At 69.3% G+C, this 19937-nt stretch carries 20 protein-coding genes and 1 tRNA gene; 6 read left to right on the top strand and 15 right to left on the bottom strand.

Annotated features, from left to right (window positions below; translation table 11 throughout):
* Positions 1 to 93 precede the first annotated feature (93 nt).
* The 3 genes from aztD to aztB form a co-directional block, all read right to left on the bottom strand.
* Positions 94 to 1254 (bottom strand): zinc metallochaperone AztD, encoded by a 1161-nt coding sequence (gene aztD / locus ACFP3H_RS20085; RefSeq protein ID WP_378608276.1) that lies wholly within the window; start codon positions 1252 to 1254, stop codon positions 94 to 96.
* Positions 1255 to 1281: 27 nt separating this feature from the next.
* Entirely contained in the window at positions 1282 to 2193 is a 912-nt protein-coding gene (aztC, locus tag ACFP3H_RS20080; protein ID WP_378608274.1) for a zinc ABC transporter substrate-binding protein AztC, read from the bottom strand.
* A 65-nt stretch (positions 2194 to 2258) separates the two neighbouring features.
* Positions 2259 to 4223: a zinc ABC transporter permease AztB gene (gene aztB / locus ACFP3H_RS20075; RefSeq protein ID WP_378608273.1), complete on the bottom strand. Its 1965-nt coding sequence runs from the start codon at positions 4221 to 4223 to the stop codon at positions 2259 to 2261.
* 48 nt (positions 4224 to 4271) lie between these two features.
* On the opposite strand from aztB, the gene aztA reads away from it, so the two are divergent.
* Positions 4272 to 4943, top strand: a complete 672-nt coding sequence (gene aztA, locus ACFP3H_RS20070) for a zinc ABC transporter ATP-binding protein AztA (protein ID WP_378608271.1) — start codon at positions 4272 to 4274, stop codon at positions 4941 to 4943.
* Between the two features lie 27 nt (positions 4944 to 4970).
* The gene (locus ACFP3H_RS20065; RefSeq protein WP_378608269.1) at positions 4971 to 5327 is read left to right on the top strand and encodes an iron chaperone; all 357 of its coding nucleotides are present in this window, start codon (positions 4971 to 4973) and stop codon (positions 5325 to 5327) included.
* On the opposite strand, the gene ACFP3H_RS20060 is transcribed toward ACFP3H_RS20065, so the two are convergent.
* From ACFP3H_RS20060 to ACFP3H_RS20050, 3 genes are all read right to left on the bottom strand, one after another.
* On the bottom strand, positions 5328 to 6458 hold the full coding sequence (locus ACFP3H_RS20060) for an NDMA-dependent alcohol dehydrogenase (RefSeq protein ID WP_378608267.1): 1131 nt from the start codon (positions 6456 to 6458) through the stop codon (positions 5328 to 5330).
* Positions 6459 to 6565: 107 nt separating this feature from the next.
* A complete protein-coding gene (locus ACFP3H_RS20055) occupies positions 6566 to 7090 on the bottom strand; it encodes a DinB family protein (protein ID WP_378608266.1) in 525 nt (174 codons plus the stop codon).
* 70 nt (positions 7091 to 7160) lie between these two features.
* Positions 7161 to 8216: a phosphotransferase family protein gene (locus ACFP3H_RS20050; RefSeq protein ID WP_378608264.1), complete on the bottom strand. Its 1056-nt coding sequence runs from the start codon at positions 8214 to 8216 to the stop codon at positions 7161 to 7163.
* Positions 8217 to 8266: 50 nt separating this feature from the next.
* On the opposite strand from ACFP3H_RS20050, the gene pabB reads away from it, so the two are divergent.
* The 3 genes from pabB (at position 8267) to ACFP3H_RS20035 (ending at position 13222) form a co-directional block, all read left to right on the top strand.
* Positions 8267 to 10417 carry an aminodeoxychorismate synthase gene (pabB, locus tag ACFP3H_RS20045; RefSeq protein WP_378608262.1) on the top strand — a complete coding sequence of 717 codons (2151 nt, stop codon included), beginning with the start codon at positions 8267 to 8269 and terminating at the stop codon, positions 10415 to 10417.
* A 202-nt stretch (positions 10418 to 10619) separates the two neighbouring features.
* Positions 10620 to 11111: a hypothetical protein gene (locus ACFP3H_RS20040; protein WP_378608260.1), complete on the top strand. Its 492-nt coding sequence runs from the start codon at positions 10620 to 10622 to the stop codon at positions 11109 to 11111.
* A 341-nt stretch (positions 11112 to 11452) separates the two neighbouring features.
* A complete protein-coding gene (locus tag ACFP3H_RS20035) occupies positions 11453 to 13222 on the top strand; it encodes a TerD family protein (RefSeq protein WP_378608258.1) in 1770 nt (589 codons plus the stop codon).
* A gap of 7 nt (positions 13223 to 13229) precedes the next feature.
* On the opposite strand, the gene ACFP3H_RS20030 is transcribed toward ACFP3H_RS20035, so the two are convergent.
* Positions 13230 to 13520 (bottom strand): hypothetical protein, encoded by a 291-nt coding sequence (locus ACFP3H_RS20030; protein WP_378608256.1) that lies wholly within the window; start codon positions 13518 to 13520, stop codon positions 13230 to 13232.
* Between the two features lie 205 nt (positions 13521 to 13725).
* On the opposite strand from ACFP3H_RS20030, the gene ACFP3H_RS20025 reads away from it, so the two are divergent.
* Positions 13726 to 13998 carry a hypothetical protein gene (locus ACFP3H_RS20025; protein WP_378608254.1) on the top strand — a complete coding sequence of 91 codons (273 nt, stop codon included), beginning with the start codon at positions 13726 to 13728 and terminating at the stop codon, positions 13996 to 13998.
* A 42-nt stretch (positions 13999 to 14040) separates the two neighbouring features.
* Here ACFP3H_RS20025 and ACFP3H_RS20020 read toward each other — a convergent pair whose 3' ends face one another.
* The 8 genes from ACFP3H_RS20020 to ACFP3H_RS19985 all read right to left on the bottom strand — a co-directional run bounded on the left by ACFP3H_RS20020 (position 14041) and on the right by ACFP3H_RS19985 (position 19862).
* Positions 14041 to 14529, bottom strand: coding sequence for an FBP domain-containing protein (locus ACFP3H_RS20020; protein WP_378608252.1), 489 nt, complete (start codon positions 14527 to 14529; stop codon positions 14041 to 14043).
* Positions 14530 to 14619: 90 nt separating this feature from the next.
* Complete coding sequence (locus ACFP3H_RS20015) at positions 14620 to 15876, bottom strand: VWA domain-containing protein (RefSeq protein ID WP_378608250.1); 1257 nt, start codon at positions 15874 to 15876, stop codon at positions 14620 to 14622.
* Positions 15877 to 15926: 50 nt separating this feature from the next.
* Positions 15927 to 16547 carry a response regulator gene (locus ACFP3H_RS20010; RefSeq protein ID WP_378608248.1) on the bottom strand — a complete coding sequence of 207 codons (621 nt, stop codon included), beginning with the start codon at positions 16545 to 16547 and terminating at the stop codon, positions 15927 to 15929.
* A complete protein-coding gene (locus tag ACFP3H_RS20005; protein ID WP_378608246.1) occupies positions 16544 to 17683 on the bottom strand; it encodes a sensor histidine kinase in 1140 nt (379 codons plus the stop codon). The genes ACFP3H_RS20010 and ACFP3H_RS20005 overlap by 4 nt, the downstream gene beginning before the upstream one ends.
* Complete coding sequence (locus tag ACFP3H_RS20000; protein ID WP_378608244.1) at positions 17683 to 18495, bottom strand: ABC transporter permease; 813 nt, start codon at positions 18493 to 18495, stop codon at positions 17683 to 17685. Before ACFP3H_RS20000 ends, ACFP3H_RS20005 begins: the two co-directional genes overlap by 1 nt.
* On the bottom strand, positions 18492 to 19418 hold the full coding sequence (locus ACFP3H_RS19995) for an ABC transporter ATP-binding protein (protein WP_378608242.1): 927 nt from the start codon (positions 19416 to 19418) through the stop codon (positions 18492 to 18494). Before ACFP3H_RS19995 ends, ACFP3H_RS20000 begins: the two co-directional genes overlap by 4 nt.
* Before the next feature lie 195 nt (positions 19419 to 19613).
* Positions 19614 to 19763, bottom strand: coding sequence for a hypothetical protein (locus ACFP3H_RS19990; protein WP_378608240.1), 150 nt, complete (start codon positions 19761 to 19763; stop codon positions 19614 to 19616).
* Positions 19764 to 19788: 25 nt separating this feature from the next.
* Positions 19789 to 19862, bottom strand: a tRNA-Ile gene (locus tag ACFP3H_RS19985).
* Between the last annotated feature and the right edge of the window lie 75 nt (positions 19863 to 19937).

The following is a 19937-nucleotide window of genomic DNA, read 5'->3' as shown; positions in this document are numbered from 1 at the left end:
AGGCCCGCGTCACTGTCTCGGCCGTCGCCGAGGGTGGGTCGGCCCACCGGCAGGCGTCATCGCGACGCGCTACCGATGGGCCGATGTTCGGGGTCAGTGTCCGGTGACGCCCGTGATCTCGTTGGGGGCCTCGGCGAGAATGGCGGTGGCCGTGACCTTTCCGTCGGCGAGGTCGACGCGGTGCACCTGCTTGGTGGCCGGGTCGGTCACGTAGGCGATGCCGTCGCGCACGAACAGCGCGGGGCGGGCGGCCTGCCAGTCGAGGGGCTCGGACCAGGTGCCGAGCACCGCGATGGTGCGCGTCACGGCGCCCGCGACGGGGTCGATGACGTGGATCTTGCCGTCGGTGCCGAGCACCAGCGCCTCACCCTGGGGGCCGCGGGCCAGCGAGCGGAAGGTGTAGCTGGTGCCGATGTCGACCAGGCGCAGGGTGCCGTCGGTGGTGTTCACCAGCGAAACCTGCTGCGGGCGTTCGAGTTCGGCGTCCTTGTCCTGCTTGTAGTCGCCGAGCACGATCGGCGAGGCCTCGCTGCCGGACATATTGCCGATGCGGCCGTAGGGGGTGGGGCTGGTGATCTTGGTGAACGCGCCGTCGCGGTACACCACGGCGCCGGTCTGGCAGCCGATCACGATCGCCTCGGCCTGTGCGGCGGCCTCGCCGTGCACGCCGGGGCAGTCCTCGGTGCGGGCGATCTCCTTGCGGTCCTTGTCGAGCACGATGGCGCCGACCCGCTTGTCCTCGGTGCCGAGGGTGACCAGCAGGTTCCCGTTGCTCAGCTCGAGGGCGACGCCGTGGTGGGCGGCGGCGGTCTTGTACACCTCGACGGGCTTGCCGCTGTTGATCTGGTCGGTGTCGATGACGGAGACCTCGCCGGTGCCGTCGGCGAACAGCACGGTCTTACCCGCGTGCCGGACGACATGGCCGGGCTTGGCCGCGGCGTAGTCGGTTCCGGTGAATTCGGCGGTGTCGGCGTCGAAGATGCGGAAGCCGTCCTTGGTCGACACCACGAGGTGGTTGTCGTCGCCGGCCGGGTTGAGGCGGTTGTAGCCGTCGAGCTTCACCTCACCCTCCTGGGTGAGGGTGGCGCCGTCGAGGACGTAGATGCCGCCGCTGTAGGTCAGCGCGATCGGTTCGGCGCCGGGGGCGTGCGCGTGGTCGGCGGTCTCGTCGGTGCCGCAGGCGCTCAGCGCCAGCACCGAGGCCAGCGCGCCCGACATCGCCACCATGGTGGTGGCCCGTGCTCGAGTTTTCATGTACTGCTCCATCTCTTCGTGCGTGAATTACGTTGTGGGCCCGGATAAACCACGGGCGATGGCCTCGGTGTTGGTGCGCGCCATCTCCAGGTAGGTGGCGGCGCCGCCACCGGGCGGGGTGAGTGATTCGGTGTGCAGGGCGATCACCTGCACGGCCAGCCCGGTGTGTTCGGCGAGAACGCGCGCGAGGCGGTCGGGTTGACCGGAATCGGCGAAGATCGCCCGCACCCCGGCGGTTCTGATCGCGGTGGCCAGGCTGTCGAGGTCGGCGGCGCTCGGCGAGGCCAGGGTGGTGCCGCTGGGGATCACCGCGCCGATCACCCGGAACCCGAATCGCTGTGCGAGATAACCGAACACGTGGTGGTCGGTGACCAGCTGACGGCGTTCGGCCGGGATGGCGGCGAACTTCTCGGTCATCCATGCGTCCAGCTGGTCGAGCTCGCCGAGGTAGCTTCGCGTATTCGCCTGTACGGCAGCGGTATCGACGCCGTCGACGGTGGCGAGCACTTCGGCGCTGATCGCCTCGACGGCCATGCGCACCCGTCGCGGGTCGGTCCAGAAGTGCGGATCGGGTGTGCCCGCGGACTCGTCGAAGGTGTAGTCGATCGGGTCGGCCCGTTCGGCGACGGCCAGCGTCGGCACGCCCGCGGCGACGGCGGCCTGGACGTGCCTGGCCACGCCTTCCTCGAGCCCGAGCCCGTTGTGCACCACCAGCGCGGCCCGCTCGATATCGGCGGCCTGACGTGCGGAGATGGCGAAGGAATGCGGGTCGGCGCCGGCCTGCATCAGCACCGTCACCGGCACGGTGTCGCCGACCACGGCGCGGGTCAGGTCACCGAGGATATTGGTGGTGACCACGATTCCCGTGCGATCGCCGCCACTGGCGCACGCGGCGATCAACGGGACGAGCAGCACCGCCGCGACGAGCAGTTGGGCCACGCGACGTAGCGCACCCGGTGTCAGGGGGTTCGATCGCTCGGGTCGAGCTGTCGGGGATCGGTGATTCACAGACCTGTCTCCACCATCAGGGCCGGCGCGATGTCCAGCGGGAACGTGCGGGCGGCGCGCAGGTTGTCGTTGTAGGCGACCTCGTGGATCACGCGACCGCGAATGTCGTTGACGTAGGCGCGATCCGGGTCGACCTCGATCACCGGCTGTCCTTCGACGGTGCCCGATGCGAGTTGCGCTGTCTCCGTGCCGGATACGGGATCGATGGCGCGCAGCACGCCGGCACGGGTGAGCACCAGCAGCGGCGAGCCCTCGCCCGCGGTATTCACCGCGACGGGATCGGCCACTGCCGTCCGCGTCCAGGACTTCTTACGAATGTCCAACGACCACACCGCATCCCGCCCCGCGAGCGCGGTCAGCGTGGTACTCCCCGGCCGGTGAGTGAAAGCCGTCGCCCGATCCCCGGCCGGCGCCGGATACGCGATCTTCTCGGTGACGAACCCGCCCTCCCGCTGCGCCACCACCACCGCACCATCGGCACACCCGAACACGACGCCACGCCGGGTCACCGCCTGCCCACTGGGCTGCGGGCACTTCTCGACCTGCACCTCCCCCGCCGATCCGTCACGTCCACGCACCTCGACGCGACCATCCGCACCGGCCACAACGAGTCGCTCCGCGTACGGCACCGCGATGCCGTCGACGCGCCGAGGTTTCCCGGCGGCTCCGGCTTCGAGCTCGGCCCGATCGAACACCAGCGTCTCGCCCGAACCGAACACCACGGTCGTCACCACCGCGTCACCGTGCGCCCAGAGAGCACCCGGCACACCGTCGAGCACCATCCCGTCGATCTCCCGAATCGGCGCTCGGTAGTAGTGCTTGTGGTCGCCGTGATCGACAGTCCATGCCCCGCTGTCGACGATCCTGAGCTTCCCCTCCGAGACCAGATAGACGAACCGGCCGTCCCCCGCCGCCCGCTCACCAGCACCGGCAGTACTTTCCGACACCGCCGTGACTTCCTCGGTCAGCAGATCCACCACCCGAACCCCGCCGATCCCGTCACTGACCACCAACCGCGTCTGCGCCTCACTGACCTCCTCGGCCCCGGCCACGAACCCGTGCGGCACCTCCTCGACCACCGCGGGCTCCCCCGTCGCACACCCCACCAGCGGCAGCGCCGCGACCGCCGCCACCCCGAGTCGCCCGACCCGCTCGCGCAGCACCGACACGATCGCCGACAGGAAGAACACCCCGACCGCCACCGCCGCGATGGTCGCCCCCGCGGCGGTTTCCGCGTGCCACGAAATGACCAGCCCGGCAACGGTGGACAGCCCGCCGATCAGTGCGGCGAGCACCATGACCACCGGAATCCGGTCCGACCAGAACACCGCGGCGGCGGGCGGCGCGATCAGCAATCCGAACACCAGCAGCGTTCCGACGACGTGGAACGACGACACGATCGCCAGCGTCACCAACCCGATCAACGCCACCTGCGCGATCTTCGGATGCAAGCCGAGGGTCTGCGCCTTGCGCGGATCGAAGGTCGACGCGACGAACGCCCGATGCCCGAGCACCGTGACGACCAACGCGATGCCCAGTGCCGCAACGAGATACCACAGGTCGACCGTCCGCACGGCCAGCACATCACCGAACAGGAATCCGGTCAGATCCACCGCGAACGACTGCGACCGCGACACCAGGATCACCCCGGCCGCGAGCATTCCCACGAACAGCAGCCCGATCGCCGTGTCCGCGCCGAACCGCTTGCTGCGCCCGAGCAGCGACACCCCGCAGGCCATCGCGACGCAACTGACCGCCGCGCCGATCAACAGGTTCCCGCCGAGCAGCGCCGCCACCGCCACCCCTGGCAGCATGCCGTGCGCCATCGCGTCACCGAGAAAAGCCATGCCGCGCACCACAACCCAGGTTCCGGCCAGCGCGCACACGCACGACACCAGCAGCCCGCCCCACAGCGCTCGCTGCACAAAAGCCACCTCGAACGGGGCGATCAGCCAATCCATAGCGCGGAACGATATACTGAAAATGATTATCGTTTCAATTGAGGTGACATGCAGCACACAGAAGCACTCCGAATCGAGCACCTGAGCGCGGGCTACCCCGGCCACCTCGTTCTCGCGGACCTGACGGCGGCGATTCCGCGCGGCCGGATCACCGCGATCGTGGGCCCGAACGGCTCGGGCAAGTCGACCCTGCTCGGCGTGCTGGCGGGCACGGTGACGCCCAGCCGGGGCACCGTGCGTCGTGACGACGCGGGCAGACCGTCATTCGTGGTGCAGCACACCGCGATTCCGCCGACCCTGCCGATCACCGTGCGCGACGCGGTGGCGATGGGACGGTGGGCCCATCGCGGCCCGTGGCGTCGACTCACCCGCGAGGACCGCGCCATCGTCGGGGCCTGCCTCGAGCGCATGGACCTCACCGCGCTGAGCACGCGGCGCCTCGACACCCTGTCCGGCGGCCAACGCCAGCGCACCCTGCTGGCCCAGGCTCTGGCCCAACAGTCCGAGCTACTCCTGCTCGACGAGCCGACCACAGGCCTGGACGCGGCCTCGCGCGCCGAGATCACCGGGGCGCTGCGCGAGATCGCCGCGACGGGCGTCACCGTCGTCCAGGCCACCCACGACGTGGCCGACGCGAGTAGCGCCGATCACTGCCTACTCCTGCGAGACGGTCGCCTCGAGGCCGCGGGTCATCCCGACGACGTGCTGGTCAGGGCCTAGAATCGGCCCAACCCACGAGGAGGAACCTTGGCCGAGAAACCCGCCTCCGTCGACGCCTATCTGGCCGCGCAACCGGCGGCCGAGCGCGCCGTCCTGCACCGCATCCGCGAGACGATCCAGCACGCGGTGCCCGACACGGGCGAGAAGATCAGCTACGCGATTCCGGCCGCCACCCTCGACGGCCGGGTGTTCATCTACTTCGCGGGCTGGAAGGCCCATGTGAGCGTGTACCCGGTGCCCGAGGGCGACGCGGCTTTCACCGCCGCCATCGAGCCGTACAACACGGGTAAGGGAACGTTGAAATTCCCACTCGGCGAACCGATTCCGTACGACCTGATCGCTCAGGTCGCGGTTCGGCTCGCCGAGCGGGCGCGGCGGGGCTGACTACCAGTCGGCTTCGGTGTAGCGAATGATCCCGCGAATGTTCTTGCCGTCCAACATGTCCTGGTAGCCCTGGTTGATCTCCTCCAGGGAGTAACTGCGGGTGACCATGTCGTCGAGATTGAGCTGGCCCGCCTTGTACAGCGAGAGCAGGCGCGGCGCGTCCTGGCGGGCGTTGCCGCCGCCGAAGATGGTGCCCTTCACCGTCTTCTGCAACATCGACAGCAGGAAGCTGTTCATCTTCACCTCGCCGGCGTCCATGCGCCCCATCGAGGTGACGACGAGGGTGCCCGCCTTGCCGGTGAGGATCAGACCCTCTTCGATGTAGTCGCCGTGCATCTCGCCCATGGTGAGGATGACCTTCTCGGCCATGCGCCCCTCGGTGGCCTCGATCATCGGCATGATCGCGGCGGCCATGCTCTCGTAGGTGTGGGTGGCGCCGAACTTCTGCGCCTGTTCGCGCTTCCACGGATTCGGGTCGATGGCAATGACTTTCGTGGCGCCGGACAGGACGGCGCCCTGCAACGCGCTCATTCCGACGCCGCCGATGCCCGCGATCACCACGGTCTCGCCGGGGGCGACCTGGGCCACGTGGGTCGAGGAACCGAAACCGGTCGGTACCCCGCACCCGACCAGGCAGGCGACCTCGAACGGGATGGTGGGGTCGATCTTCACCACCGAGGTGTGGTGCACCGTCATGTAGGGAGCGAAGGTGCCGAGCAGGCACATCGGGATCACGTTCTCGCCGCGTGCCTGGACGCGGTAGGTACCGTCCGAAATCGCCTGTCCCATCAGCAATCCCGCACCCAGGTCACACAGCGCCATATTGCCCGACACGCACGAGGGGCAGCGCCCGCACGCGGGGATGAACGACAGGATCACGTGGTCGCCCACGGCCAGATCGCTCGGACAGTTGGGGCCGAGCTTGGTGATCACGCCCGCGCCCTCGTGCCCGCCCATCACCGGGAAGGCGGGCATCGGCGTGGCACCGGTGACGATGTGATGGTCGGAGTGGCACATGCCCGCCGTTTCCATCCTGATCTGCACTTCACCGGCAACGGGGTCGCCGACCTCGATCTCCTCGACCGACCATTCCTGATCGGTGCCCCACAGGATCGCGCCCTTCGTCTTCATGTTCCGGTAGACCTCTCGCCGAGCCGTGCCTCGTTGTGACTGCACTCACCCTAGCGACAATTCGCCGGTTTCTGGAACACGTTCTAGAAATTGATCGCGAGAAATTTCTAGCCGCGCACGTCGTGCACGTGGTGGACCAGATCGTGCAGGAAGTATCGACCCAGCGAATCGACCGTGAACAGCGAACCGTCGCTGCGCGCGCCCGGCAGCTCGAGCCGGTCCGCGGCGACCGAGTCGAACGCGGCGGCCACCCGCTCCGCGGCCACGGCCAGCTCCCGCGCGACGACAGCCGGATCCTGCTCGTTGTAGCGATCGGCGACGGCGGTCTCGTCCTGATCCCAGTTCTCGAATCGCGGCGCCTCGACGCCGTCGCCGGCCAGCATGAGCGCGAGGCGGGTGTCGAAGATGCGGCACACGTCGCGCACATGGGCGGCGTATTCGAGGACCGACCAGGTCAGTTCGTCCGGCCGCACGCGGGCGTCCGCGCGTTCGAGGGCCGCGCCGAGGCGGGCGGCGCTGTCGCGAGTGAGGTCGGGGACGGCCGCGTACGCGGTGTTCTCGGCGTCGAACCCGCATTCGGCGCAGGTACGTTCGAGGACCCAGGTCCAGTTCTTGGTGTCGGGAACGATCATGAACCGAGCCTAGTTTGTCCGTTTATTGTGCTCCATCAATATACTGCCAACTATCGGCGAGATCCGGGCATCATTCGGCGAGCCGGTCGGCCCGCCCGAACAGTTCCAGGGTCACCGCGTGCAGGTAGTCGCCGATGGCCTGCGGAGCCTTGCCCGCGAAGGCGCGCGCGTAGGTGCCCTCGAGGACGATGCCGAGCTTGAAGCAGGCCAGCACGGTGTACCAGGTGACGGCGCCGAGATCGCGATCGGAGAAGGTGCCGTAGTGCTCGATCATCTCCGCGGGGGTGGGCAGGCCGCCGACGGTGCCGAGAGTGCCCATCAGGCCCGCGCCCGCCGTGCCGGGTTCGGGGCGCGTCGCCAACTGCCAGCCCAGATCGAGCAGCGGGTCACCGATCGTGGACATCTCCCAGTCGACCATCGCCGCCACCTCGGGGCCGTCGTAGTCGAACATCATGTTGGCCAGGTGGCAGTCGCCGTGCATGATCCCCGGCGTCCAGGTGCGCGGGCGGTGGCGTTCGAGCCAGTCGCCGACCCGGTCGAGTTCGGGGATGCGCGGGCCGGGGTAGCCCGCGTTGGCGCCGTAGGAGTCGAGTTCGCGCAGCCAGCGCGGGACCTGGCGTTCCAGGAAACCGTCGGGACGGCCGTAGTCGTCGAGGCCGAGCGCGCGGTAGTCCAGTGCGCCGAGTCGGGCGATGGCCTCGACGGCGGACAGGCCCATGCGGCGACGGATCTCGGGGTCGGCGGCGTGCAGGTCGGGCAGTTCGGTCTGCGGGTTGAAGCCGCGGATGGGGTCCATCAGGTAGAACACGGCGCCGATCACCGAGGTGTCGTCGCAGGCGGCGATCACGCGCGGCGAGCGCACGTCGGTGCCGGCGATGGCGGTGAGCAGGCGCGCTTCCCGGCCGATCACCTCGTTGCTCTTGGCGCGCAGGTGGCGGGGCCCGCGGCGCAGCACGTAGTCGCGCCCGCCCCTGGTGAATCGGAGCATCACATTCTGGGTGCCGCCGCCGAGCGCGACGACCCGGTCGAAGCCGCCCTCGGGCAGGCCCTGCCCGTCCATCCAGGTGCCGATAGCCGCGAAATCGGCGATCTCCGGGTCAACGTCGACGGGTTGCGCAACAGCCATGGCGCACATTGTGCCCCGCCTTCGGCGTCGGGCGTAAAGTTTCTGCCACGATGCGCACGCTCTTGATCGACAACTACGACTCGTTCACCTACAACCTCTATCAGCTGATCAGCGAGGTCAACGGCAGCGAGCCGGTCGTCGTGCGCAATGACGAGGTCACCGACCCCGCCGAGTTGGGGCTCGCTGATTTCGACAATGTGGTGATCTCGCCCGGTCCCGGCAGGCCCGACCGCGCCCGCGATATGGGGGTGTCCACGGCACTCATCGCCCAGACCGAGCTCCCGCTGCTCGGCGTCTGCCTCGGCCACCAGGGCATCGTGATCGACGCGGGCGGCACGGTGACGCGGGCCCCACAGGCCAGGCACGGCTTCCTCGATCAGGTGCGCCACGACGACCGCGACCTGTTCGCCGGGCTGCCCCAGGACTTCACCGTGGTGCGCTACCACTCGCTCGCGGCCGACGAGCCGCTACCCGACGCGCTCGAGGTGACCGCCTCGACGAGCGACGGCGTCGTCATGGGGGTGCGGCATCGCGAGCGGCCGCAGTGGGGGGTGCAGTTCCATCCCGAGTCGGTGTCGAGCGAGTTCGGTGCGGCACTGCTGCGCAATTTCGCCGACCTGACCAAGGCGCGGGTGGATGCCCCGATCGTGGTGCGCGGGCGGGCGGGGTCGCCCACCGGCACCCCGGAACCATCACTTCGGTTGTCGCACAACGTGACCGAGGCGCGGATGGTCACGCCGATCGTAGGGCGCGGACCTGTGGGGCAGGTCGAGGTGGTTACCCCGAGGCGCTCGTTTCACTTGTCGCACAAGGTGATCGAGCGTGCGATCGATACCGAGGCGATCTTCCTGCGCCGCTATGCCGATGCGACGACCGCGTTCTGGCTCGACAGCGAACACGTCGAACCCGGGCTCGATCGGTTCTCGTTTCTCGGCGACGCGCGCGGGCCGCACGCCGAGGTCGTCGGGTATCGCGTGGGCGAGGGCTGCGTCACCGTGACGGACGCCGAGGGCACTCGCACCGTCGCGGGGACCGTCCTGGACTACCTCGAGCGTGAGCTCCGGGCGCGCGAGTGCGAGACACCGTCGCTGCCTTTCGATTTCGCGGGCGGGTACGTGGGGTATCTCGGCTACGAGGTGAAGGGCGAGTGCGGTGGGCAGGTGGTCCACCGGTCCCCGACCCCGGACGCGCGCTGGATCTTCGCCGACCGGTTGATCGTGGTCGACCACGTGGCCGGGCGCACGCACCTGCTGGCCATGACCGATGCGTCGAGTGCGGAATCCGGCGCGCGGTGGCTGGCCGAGTCCGCCGCCGCCCTCGCCGAGCTGCCGACCTGGGTGAACCCCGCCGAGCTGCGGGTGCCCACCGATCCCGATGCCGTGCGGGCGCATCTGGTGCGCGGCCGGGAGCGCTACCTGGCCGATATCGCGGTGTGCCAGGACCGGCTGCACGCGGGTGAGTCCTACGAGATCTGCCTGACCGACGCGCTCACGGTCGCCGCCGCCCCCGACGACGGACTCGCGGTGTACCGCCGCCTGCGCCGCTGCAACCCGGCCCCGTACGCCGCCTACCTGCGCTTCGACGGGCTCGACGTGGCCTGCTCCTCGCCCGAACGGTTCCTCAAGGTCGATCGCGATCGGGTGGTGGAGAGCAAGCCGATCAAGGGCACCGCGCCGCGCGGGCGGACCGCCGCCGAGGACGAGCACCTGCGCCGCACCCTGGCCGACGACCCCAAGACCCGCGCCGAGAACCTGATGATCGTGGACCTGCTGCGCAACGATCTCGGTCGCGTGTGCGAGGTCGGTTCGGTGCACGTCCCCAAGCTCATGCACACCGAAACCTATTCCACCCTGCACCAATTGGTCTCCACCGTGCGCGGCACCCTGCGCCCCGAGGCCGACGTGATCGACTGCCTGCGCGCCTGCTTCCCCGGTGGTTCGATGACCGGCGCCCCGAAACTGCGCACGATGGAGATCCTCGACGAACTCGAAACGCAGGCGCGCGGCATCTACTCGGGCACCATCGGCTTCCTCGGCCTCAACGGCACCGCCGACCTCAACATCGTGATCCGCACCGCTGTGCGCTACGACGACGAGTGGCGCATCGGCGCGGGCGGCGCGATCGTGCTGGATTCCGACCCCGAGGACGAGTACGCCGAAATGGTCCTCAAGGCCGCCGCCACCTTCCGCGCACTGAGCTGAGGGTTCCCCCTGCCGCCGGGATGTGACACGCCTGCCGCCCGGTGATCGTGCCGCGAACCTGTCGCTGTGTCGCCGGGATTCGGAGGACACGCCTTGCGTGGAGCCATCCGCTGGTGCGGCAAGGGCGTGGTTCGCAGGACACGCGGTGCCGGTGCGGCCGTCCGCTGGTGCGGGAAGGGCGTGGTTGGGGCACAGTGGTGTCATGACGAACCCGAGGAAACGGGGACGCGCGCAGGAGGTTCCTCCCGCGGCGCAGTCGCGCAAGGTGCCAGGGGCGGACCTGCTCTCCGCCGCCCAGGCCGCGGTCGGCGCCGCCCAGACCGCCGCCGGCCAGGCCATCGACGCCGCCCAGCAGACCGCGGGCTACGCCTTCGACGCCGCCGTCCGCCTCCCACCCGCGTCGGCCCAACTCGCCGCACAGCTGCCCGACCTGGTCGAAAACCTCTCGATCGCGGTGGACCGCCTCAACTCCACCATCGACCGGCTCGACCGCACCCTGGCCCTGGCCGACCCCGTCTTCGCCACTTACGACCGCCTCCTCCCCCGCCTGGAAGCGGTCATCGCCCTGGGCGAAGACGTTTTCGGCACCCTCGCCAAACTCCCCGGCGCGGGCCTACTCGGCCGAATCACCGGCCGCACCCCCGAAGATCCCGCCCCCGAACCCGACCCGCCCAAGCGCCGCCCCCGCCGCTGACCACCGCACGCGCGCCTTCCCACCGACCCTGGTCAACCCCCGCACTCCTTGCCACCACGGTGGCATTTTCGTGCAACCGAACGTCCCCGAGCCCGAAATCCAGCCACCCGAGCGATCCGCTGCACGTTTATGCCACCTCAACCCACACGCATGGATGACCAGCACACACCGCAAACCCCGAATCCCCCACGACCGCACTCCCAGCCCCGCACCGGCGACCCCTAGAGAGCAGCTGCCACGCAGTGGCCGGTCGCGGCCGGGTCGCCCCTCCAGGGCCGCGACCTCGAGCGCGCCAGCGCTCCAAAAACCCTGTCGTACCGGCATGACATCATGCAGACACCATGGAACTACGCAAGGGTGCGCACGCGCCGGTCCCGACATCGCTTCTCGCCGTGGTCGTTTCATGGCGGTCCGAGCATGCCGTAGACGCGCACGCCCTGCTGGTCACCGAGTCCGGTCTGGTCCGCGGTGACCGCGATTTCGTCTTCTTCAACGCCCCGCGCCACGCCTCCCAGGCCGTCACCCTCGACCAGGAACCGGCGCCGGGCACCGCGCGGCTGAGCGTTTCCCTGCCGCGCACCGAGCCCGAGGTGGCCCGCATCGTCATCAGCGCCTCCCTCGACGACGCCACCTTCGACCAGCTCCCCGATCTCACCCTCACCGTGCACGCGGCCGAGGGCCCGATCGCCGAGTTCGCCGTCGAGGGCATCGAGGACGTGCAGGCGATGATGTTCGGCGAGTTCTACCGCCGCGACGGGCAGTGGCGGTTCCGGGCGATCGGCCAGGGCTGGTCGGGCGGGTTGACCGGATTGGCCACCGAATTCGGGGTGACGGTGGACGAACCCGCGCCGCGCCCGGTACCGATCCGAGCTTCGGCGAGCACAGCGGAGACGCCGTCCCGTATCCCGGCGGCCCTGCCCGACAACGATTCACCCGACGGCGACCTCCGCCGACCCCGACCCGCACCGGATCGCGCACCCCACACCGCCGCGACCCGACCACCGGCCCTCACCCGCCGCGTCATCGATGTCCCGCCACCGCCCCCTTCGGACCCCGATTACGCCGACTGGCACCCCGATCCGGACAACCCGGATCAACTCCGCTGGTGGGACGGCGACGAGTGGACCTCGAGCGTGCGCCCGCACCCGCGCACGCACGGCACCCGCTGCCACCGCTGCGGTAACCCGTTGCGCCGCAAGTTCTTCGGTGGTCATTCCCCGTGCAAGGACTGCGCCGCCGAGATCGAGGAATTCCTCACCCACTGGCACAACCGGGCCCGTCGCGTCCTCACCGGCCCCGGCACCCAGTCGCCGGAGTGGACCGAAGTCTGGGCGGCGCTGCGCTTTCACCGCATCGACGAGGACCACGGCCGCGCGGTGCTGCGCGAGGCCGGCCTGACCCACGTCGAGCGCATGGTCGCCTTCGCGTTCGCCGACGGTGAGGTCTTCGCCGACGAGCTGGAGGCTTTCGAGCATGTGGTGAGCGAGCTGTCCCTGTCCGGCGGCAGCGTCGACGACCTGCGCCGCCGCATGCACCGCGGCCGCACCCTCTCGCGCCTGCGCGGCGGCGAACTGCCCGCCGTCACCACCCCGGGCCTGCACCTGGACCCCGACGAGCGCGTGCACCTGGACCTGCCCGCCGTGCACGTCCGCATGCTCGCGCGTGGCCCGCGCAACACCGAGGGCCGACTCATCGCCAGCTCGAAGAAGTTGCGTTTCGTCGGCGACGGGACCGGCATCGAACTGCCGTGGAACAGGGTGGTTTCGGTGCACCCCGAGCACGGCACGGTGGTGCTGGCCGCCACGTCCGCGCGCGGCGGGGCGACCTTCGGCGTCACCGACCCCGACTATGTGGCCGCCGCGTTGGAAGGCGCGCTGCGGGTGTCGAAACGCCTGGTCCTCACGCCGGGTCAGCGCGACAGCCGCAGCATTTCGCAGGATGTGAAAGCCCAGGTGTGGCAGCGCGACGGCGGCGTGTGCGTCGAGTGCGGCGACGGCCACTACCTGGAGTTCGATCACATCATCCCGCTCAGTCGCGGTGGTGCGACGAGCGCGACGAACCTGCAGATCCTGTGCCGGGCCTGCAATCGCGCCAAGGGCGCCCGGATCTAGCCGGGAGCTAGCTGAGGATCGCGTTCATGATGGTGCCGCCGCTGGTGGCGACCACGCCGCCGATCATGGCGCCCGCGATCATCTTCGGCGACTCCATCGCGCTGCCGTTCCACTTCTCCCAGGCGAACTTTCCGCCGGCGACGGTGATGGCGAGCACGCCCGACAGGATCATGAACCAGGTCAGGTACTGCACCATTTGCATGATCTTGTCCGACAGTGGCGGCGCTTGCGGCGTGGGGTTGCCGATCTGCGCGTACGTAGTGATGGTGTCGGCCATCGACGTCAGAATGATGCTCATAGCCTGCTCCCCTATCGCGTCACGCGAACTGCGTTCCAGCCCTGTCGTATTCGAACCTCGTCCAGGATACGGGCGCGAACCCTCTGCGCACCAACAAAACCGATCGGTACTGTCCGGGCGGGCGGCCGCATCACCGCAACGGACCGGATAACATCACTGACAGCAGTTCATTCGCCGTCCCCCCGAGTTACCGAGTGAGACCAAAATGATTCTGGCCGCCGTCACCGATACCTTGGCGCAGATCGGCAATCCGACCCCCGAGGCGCCGCCGCTGTCGAACAAGATCTTGCAGCTGGTGAACTATTTCACCTGGTTCATGATCCTGTCCGGCATCCTCGCCATCACCGTCGCGGGCGGCAAGTTCGCGTGGGAGAAGTGGACCGGTGGCGCGATGCAGTCGCCGAAGATGGTCGCCGGCGCCATGATCGGCGGCGTCGTGGCGACCAGCGGCGGCACGATCATGAACGCGATGCTCTAGGCGTAGCTCCGGCCGCGCGCGGCGCAGGAGCGGCTGCGCCCGTCAGGTGTAGAGGCGGTCCACGAAGGCGTTGAGGTTGTCCACGACCCGCTGCGCCTTCGCCTCGGGGGTCAGGTCCTCGCGGTAGCGGCTGCCCATCGAGGGGCGCTTCTTGTTGCGCGCGTAGAGCGAGCAGGCCAGGTCGGTGCACATGTAGCTGCCGACGGTGTTGCCCTTGCGTCCCGACTCGCCGGTCTTGCTCGCGGTCATCAGCGAGACCCCGCCGCTGGAGTGGGTGGTGAGGCAGATCGTGCACATCTGGGTCTTGCCCGATCCGCCGGTCTCGTGCCGCAGCGCGATGCTGACCAGCCCGTCCTCGCGCGGCACCGAGATATAGCAGCGTCCGGCGTAGGTGGGGTCGGTCCAGCCGAGGAAGTCGAGGTCTTCCCAGGGGCGTTCGCCCAGGTCACGCGGCACCGACAGGCGCTTGGCGTCGCCTTTGGAGCAGTTCACGAACGACGATCTGATGTCGCGTTCGGTAATGGGGTCCATGCGTAGATCCTTCCATGTCGCCGATCGGCGAATGATAGCCACGCTAACGACTTGGCGGAGGCGACGCCACCACATTATCGACCTCGGGGTTCAGGCCCGGACGATCCCCGCCGTCCTGGCGGCGCGCAACCAGTCGGGGAATTCGCTGAGCAGCAGCCGGTAGAGCTCGGCGTCGTCGACGCGGTCGATGTCGTCGAGGGCGAAGAAGCCCGCGTTGTCGACGACGCGGCCGTCGAGCTCGTCGAGGGTGCGCAGGACACCGAAGTTGGACTTCCCGAGCCCGATGAACTGCCAGAACGCGGGCAGGTGGGCGGCCTCGCGCATGAGGGCGGCGATCTCGCGCTTCTTGGCGAAGCCGCCGTCGGTGAAGAACAGCACCAGGGTCGGTTCGGTGGTCAGGGTGTCGATGACCGCGCGCATGATCGGCAGTTCGTCGTTGCGGCCACCCATCGCGTCGTAGTCGACGCCCTGGTGGGTGCCCTTGAGGTGCAGGTAGGTCTTGGCCCACTGTTCGCCGTCGGCGACGGTGATGTCGGGCAGCTTGGCGTAGTGCAGGGCGTAGAGGTAGGCCTCGAGGGTGCCGTCGTCGTCGAGCTGGGTGGCGACCGGGATCATCCGCTCCACGACCCGGTGCACCGTGCCCGCGCTGTACATCTTCTGCATGCTGCCGGTCTTGTCGATCACCAGCACCACCCGCGCCCGCGCCCCGAACGCGCTCTTGTCGATGAGCACCTTCGCGACCTCACGCTTGCGCAGGTCGAGCTTCTGTCGCTTCTCGAACGACAGCGACGCCTCGCCGGGCACGGTCCGAACCTCCGGCACGGCGACGACTTCCGGCACGGCGGCGACCTGTGGCGCGTCGTCGTCGACGCGCACGCCGTGATCGGTGACCAGATCGGCGAACCCGCCCGCGTACCCCTGTCCGACGGCGCGCACCTTCCACTGCTCGTCACGGCGATACAGCTCGAGGGCGATCACCACCGACTCGCGATCGAGCCCGTCGATCACATACTCGTGCAAGACATTTCCCGCGCGATCGGCCACCGACGCCACCGGCGCCCCGCCGGTACCGAACGTATCGCCCTCGGTCGCGACGGTGATCACCGCGCGGATCTGCGCGATCTCGGCGGGCACGGCCCCGCCCGAAACCTCCAGCGCGCCGCGCTCGAGCCGAACGCCCGGCGCCTGCGGCTGATTGAAGAACACGAAGTCCGCGTCGGAGCGCACCGTGCCCGCGGCGGTCACCAACAGCGCGGAAAGATCGGCCGCGACCCCGCCGCGCACCGACAGCACCACGTCCCCCGAATTCAAGCCCGCATTCTGCCCTTTGACCAGCGCCGCAGCCATCGCGTTCCCTCTCCTCGCACCGTAATGCCCCACACCCTAGCCACTTCGGGCTAGATCCACCCCTTCTCCCGCGCTTTGAGTGCGGCCTCGTAGCGATTGGCGACGCCGAGTTTGCTCATGGCCGAGGACAGGTAGTTGCGGGTGGTGCCGGGTGAGAGGTGGGCGCGTTTGGCGATGTCGTCCACGGAGGCGCCGTCGGCGGCGAATTCGAGCACGTCGGCTTCGCGGGCGGTGAGCACGGTGTCGCCGGCGCTGATGGCCTCGGCGGCGAGTTCGGGGTCGACGTAGCGGCCGCCGTGGTGGACGGTCCTGATTACCTCGGCCAGGGTCGCCGCCGAGGTGGTCTTGGGCAGGAACCCGCGCACCCCCGCCGACAGCGCGCGCTTGAGGTAGCCGGGTCTGCCGTGACTGGTGACGATCAACGTGCCTGCGCCAGGGGTGATTCGGAGCAGTTCGACCGCGGTGTCGATGCCGTCGATGCCCGGCATCTGCAGGTCGATGACCGCCACCGCCGCCGGTTCCGCCTGTTCGGCCCGGCGGCGCCACGCGGCGACGAGTTCGGCGCCCGAGCCCACATGGGCGACGACCTCGAGATCGGGTTCCAAGCCGAGCATCGTGGCCATGGCGGCGCGGATGAGGGTTTCGTCGTCGGCGAGGAATACCGGAATCACTGCTGCTCCCAATGGATTTCGAGGGTGAATTCCGCGTCGCGGGAGGTCACGTCGAGGGTCGCGCCCACGGCGGCGAGGCGTTCGCCCAGGCCGCGCAGCCCGGAGCGTTCGCCGATCTCGCCCTGGGGTCGGTCGTTGCGCAGCGACATGCCCGCCGCGCCGAGGGTGAGCGTCGCGGTCCGCGCCGCGGAGTGTTCGACGATATTGGTCGTGCCCTCGCGCACCACCCAGGCCGCGACCTCGTGGAACTTCGCGGGCACGCGCGCGGCGTCGCCTTCCACGACGAGGTCGCACCCGGCCGCCGACAGCAACGACCGCGCGCCGGCGACCTCGCCCCGCAGGTCGATATTGCGGTACCCGCGCACCAGCGTGCGCATCTGCCCCATCGACTCGACCGCCAGCGTGCGGACCTCCTCCATCTCGACCACCGCGCGAGCGGAGTCACCCGCGCGCGAGAGTGCCACCGCCAGTTCGCTTTTCACCGCGATCGCCGAGAACCCACGGCCGACGACATCGTGCAGGTCGCGCGAGAAACGCAGGCGCTCCTCGGCCACCTGCAATCGCGCCTCGACGCCCTTGGCCCGCTCGAGCTCGTCGACGACGCCGAGCCCCCACACGGTGAGCATGGTCAGCACGATCGTGAAGGCCCCGACCGCGAGCAGGGTCGCCGCCCCACCGACGCCGAGGGCAGGCGATGTCGCGAACACCGCCGGGGTGGCCGCCGCCAGCCCGACCAGCAGCCACCAGCGGTGGCGGGCGAACGGCACCACCGAGAACAGGGCCAGCAGGGTCGCCGATACCCCCACCGCGCGGGCGTTTTCGACCGTCGATTCCGCGCCTGCCAGGCGTGCGATCACCGCGCTGACCAGCCACAGCGCGCCGAGCACACCGACCGCCACCGGAAGCAGCCACGGCCGCCGCACCTGCCCGACGAGGGTAGCGAAGGCGGGTTGGGCCTCCACCGCGCCGAGTGCGGCGACACCGGCGAGCAGGATCGCGATCGCCGCGGGCGCCGACTTCGCGGCCAGCGCCAGCGCGACCACCAGCACGACGATCCCCGACTGGTAGGTGATCCGCGAGTACAGCCGGAACTTGGCCGACCCCGACAGCTCGTGCCACCAGGCGGTCGCGCGCATCACCCTCGGTCGTCCCAGCGGAAGCTCCGGCGGGTCAGCACGAGCGCCAGAACGGTCCATACCGCCAGTGTCGCAAACGGACGGCCGGATTCGGTGACGGTCCCGGCGAAGGTGAGCGTGGCGTCGGACTCCGCCGCCATCGGCAGGGTGCCCGCGGCGCCGAGGGAGATGAGGTCGGCGACGGCGGCGAACGGGGTCAGGTCGGCGAGGTCGGCCATGCGGTCCGGCAGGATCGAACGGATGCTGGTCATGCCGAGCATCGCGACGATCATCACCGGCAGCGAGGTGATCTGCGCGGCCTCGGCGTTCTTGGTGTAGGCACTGGTCGCCAGGGCCAGCAGGGTGAACAGGACCGTGCCGAGAACCAGGGCGACCACGATCGCGAGGGGGTTGACCGGGGCGGGCGCGCCGCCGGCGTACACCGCGATGGCGACGACCACGGTGCACAGCAGGGTCATGACCGCGCCGGGAACGGCGGGCGCGACCTGGATCTGCCAGTCGGTCGCCTCCCCCGTGCGCAAGCGTTTCAGCACGCCCTCGCCGCGGCGGGTGGTGACCATCGACAGCACCGAGTAGTACTGCACGAACACCAGCACCATCAGCGCCAACAGTTCGAAGGTCAGGGTCGCCATCGCGGCGGTGGGCTCGGCGTTCCTGCGCAGCACGAAGAAGGTGACAAGCGGGACCGCGATCGGGTTCAGGGTCGCCATGTAGACGAGGGTCTTGTTGCGCCGGAACTGCAACCACTCGGCGTTCGCGAGCGCGGCGAGTGGGCGGCGGCGAAAACCGTTGGCGGGCAGGGTGGTTGTCATCGTGCTCCGATCAGGGCCGGGTCGGTGCTCTCGGCGATGTCGAGGAAGACCGATTCGAGGGAGGCGGCGCGGGCTTCGAGTCCGGTCAGCGACACGTGCGCTTCGCGGGCCCAGGCGAGTAGGGCGAACAGGTCGTCCTGTAATTCCTTGGTGCTCAGCGTGACTCGTGCGCCTACGTCGAGCTGGGCGGTGGAGAATCTCGGGAGCGGGAGGCCGGGGTGGTCGAAGGCGATGCGTGCCGGATGGTCGGCGACGATGTCGCGCAGGGTGCCACTGCGGGCGATCACGCCCTTGTGCATGATGGCGATCCGGTCGGCGAGCGCCTCGGCCTCGTCGAGGTAGTGCGTGGTGAGCACCATCGTCACCCCCGCCGCTTTGAGGTCGGCGAGCAATTGCCAAGTACCACGGCGACTTTCGGGATCCAAGCCGGTGGTGGGTTCGTCGAGGAACAGCAACCGGGGCTGTCCGAGCAGCGCGCACGCCAGGTCGACCCGACGCCGCTCACCCCCCGAGAGGGCACCGACCCGCACACCGGCCCGATCGGTCAGATCGACCTGCTCGAGCACATGGCCGGCCGTGGTCGGATTCGTGCACGTCCCGCGCCACATCTCCAGTGTCTCGGCCACCGTCAGCTCCGCGGGCAACCCACCCGACTGCAACATGATGCCCATCGCGGGCCGCACCTGATCCCGATGCCGCAACGGATCCAACCCGAACACCTCCACCTCCCCCTCGGTGGGCGCGACGAGCCCCTCGAGCATGTCCAACGTCGAGGTCTTGCCCGCACCGTTCGTCCCGAGCAGCGCGAACACCTCCCCCTCGGAAATCTCCAGGTCCACGCCCCGAACGGCCTCGAAAGCGTCGTCGCCACGCCCATACGTCCGCCGCAGCCCCCGTGCGGTGATCACATCTACTTTCTTCATACCCCCACGGTCCCCGCTCCCCGCCCCTTCCAGTAGTACGACCGGTCACCGATCCCCCATGGATTCCACACGGATCACCCATGACAAAAGTCATGTCCCACAGTGGCTCCGAATTCGTCGACACCTTCCCTGTCTACGACTTCTACCGCCACCACGCAGCCGATCGCTCAACCCGCACCCCGTTATCAAAGCTGCTCAGCAGCATCGGAATTGGGCGATGATTCGGCCGTGGGTGGCGGGGTTCAGGGGAAAGAACGCGACCGTGTCCGCGTCGCGGTAGATTTCGCGGACGGTGCGGTCCTGGCCGGTGATCACCGCGCAGAAGGGGCAGGCGGGGGGAATCATGGGTGGGCTGCCGTTCGGCGGGGGGTGGGGCGGGTGGGGCTCGAACCCACGACCAGCGGATTATGAGTCCGCGGCTCTAACCGACTGAGCTACCGCCCCTGGCCGCGGGGGTCTCCGCGGGCGAGTCGCATGGTACCCGGAGCGGGGTGGGGTTGACCACTCGGCTGGGTGGGT

The sequence above is a fragment of the Nocardia lasii genome (assembly GCF_042658545.1).
Classification (GTDB): Bacteria; Actinomycetota; Actinomycetes; order Mycobacteriales; family Mycobacteriaceae; genus Nocardia; species Nocardia lasii.
The sequence above is the reverse complement of the archived record's forward strand: the minus strand, read 5'-3'. Positions and strand labels throughout refer to the sequence as shown.

Excerpts from the sequence above, each read along its gene's own strand:
- aztD (WP_378608276.1), bottom strand. The coding sequence starts at position 1,254 with ATGAAAACTCGAGCACGGGCCACCACCATGGTGGCGATGTCGGGCGCG.
- aztB (WP_378608273.1), bottom strand. The coding sequence starts at position 4,223 with ATGGATTGGCTGATCGCCCCGTTCGAGGTGGCTTTTGTGCAGCGAGCG.
- aztA (WP_378608271.1), top strand. The coding sequence starts at position 4,272 with ATGCAGCACACAGAAGCACTCCGAATCGAGCACCTGAGCGCGGGCTAC.
- ACFP3H_RS20060 (WP_378608267.1), bottom strand. The coding sequence starts at position 6,458 with ATGAAGACGAAGGGCGCGATCCTGTGGGGCACCGATCAGGAATGGTCG.
- ACFP3H_RS20055 (WP_378608266.1), bottom strand. The coding sequence starts at position 7,090 with ATGATCGTTCCCGACACCAAGAACTGGACCTGGGTCCTCGAACGTACC.
- ACFP3H_RS20050 (WP_378608264.1), bottom strand. The coding sequence starts at position 8,216 with ATGGCTGTTGCGCAACCCGTCGACGTTGACCCGGAGATCGCCGATTTC.
- pabB (WP_378608262.1), top strand. The coding sequence starts at position 8,267 with ATGCGCACGCTCTTGATCGACAACTACGACTCGTTCACCTACAACCTC.
- ACFP3H_RS20040 (WP_378608260.1), top strand. The coding sequence starts at position 10,620 with ATGACGAACCCGAGGAAACGGGGACGCGCGCAGGAGGTTCCTCCCGCG.
- ACFP3H_RS20035 (WP_378608258.1), top strand. The coding sequence starts at position 11,453 with ATGGAACTACGCAAGGGTGCGCACGCGCCGGTCCCGACATCGCTTCTC.
- ACFP3H_RS20030 (WP_378608256.1), bottom strand. The coding sequence starts at position 13,520 with ATGAGCATCATTCTGACGTCGATGGCCGACACCATCACTACGTACGCG.
- ACFP3H_RS20025 (WP_378608254.1), top strand. The coding sequence starts at position 13,726 with ATGATTCTGGCCGCCGTCACCGATACCTTGGCGCAGATCGGCAATCCG.
- ACFP3H_RS20020 (WP_378608252.1), bottom strand. The coding sequence starts at position 14,529 with ATGGACCCCATTACCGAACGCGACATCAGATCGTCGTTCGTGAACTGC.
- ACFP3H_RS20015 (WP_378608250.1), bottom strand. The coding sequence starts at position 15,876 with ATGGCTGCGGCGCTGGTCAAAGGGCAGAATGCGGGCTTGAATTCGGGG.
- ACFP3H_RS20005 (WP_378608246.1), bottom strand. The coding sequence starts at position 17,683 with ATGCGCGCGACCGCCTGGTGGCACGAGCTGTCGGGGTCGGCCAAGTTC.
- ACFP3H_RS20000 (WP_378608244.1), bottom strand. The coding sequence starts at position 18,495 with ATGACAACCACCCTGCCCGCCAACGGTTTTCGCCGCCGCCCACTCGCC.
- ACFP3H_RS19995 (WP_378608242.1), bottom strand. The coding sequence starts at position 19,418 with ATGAAGAAAGTAGATGTGATCACCGCACGGGGGCTGCGGCGGACGTAT.
- ACFP3H_RS19990 (WP_378608240.1), bottom strand. The coding sequence starts at position 19,763 with ATGATTCCCCCCGCCTGCCCCTTCTGCGCGGTGATCACCGGCCAGGAC.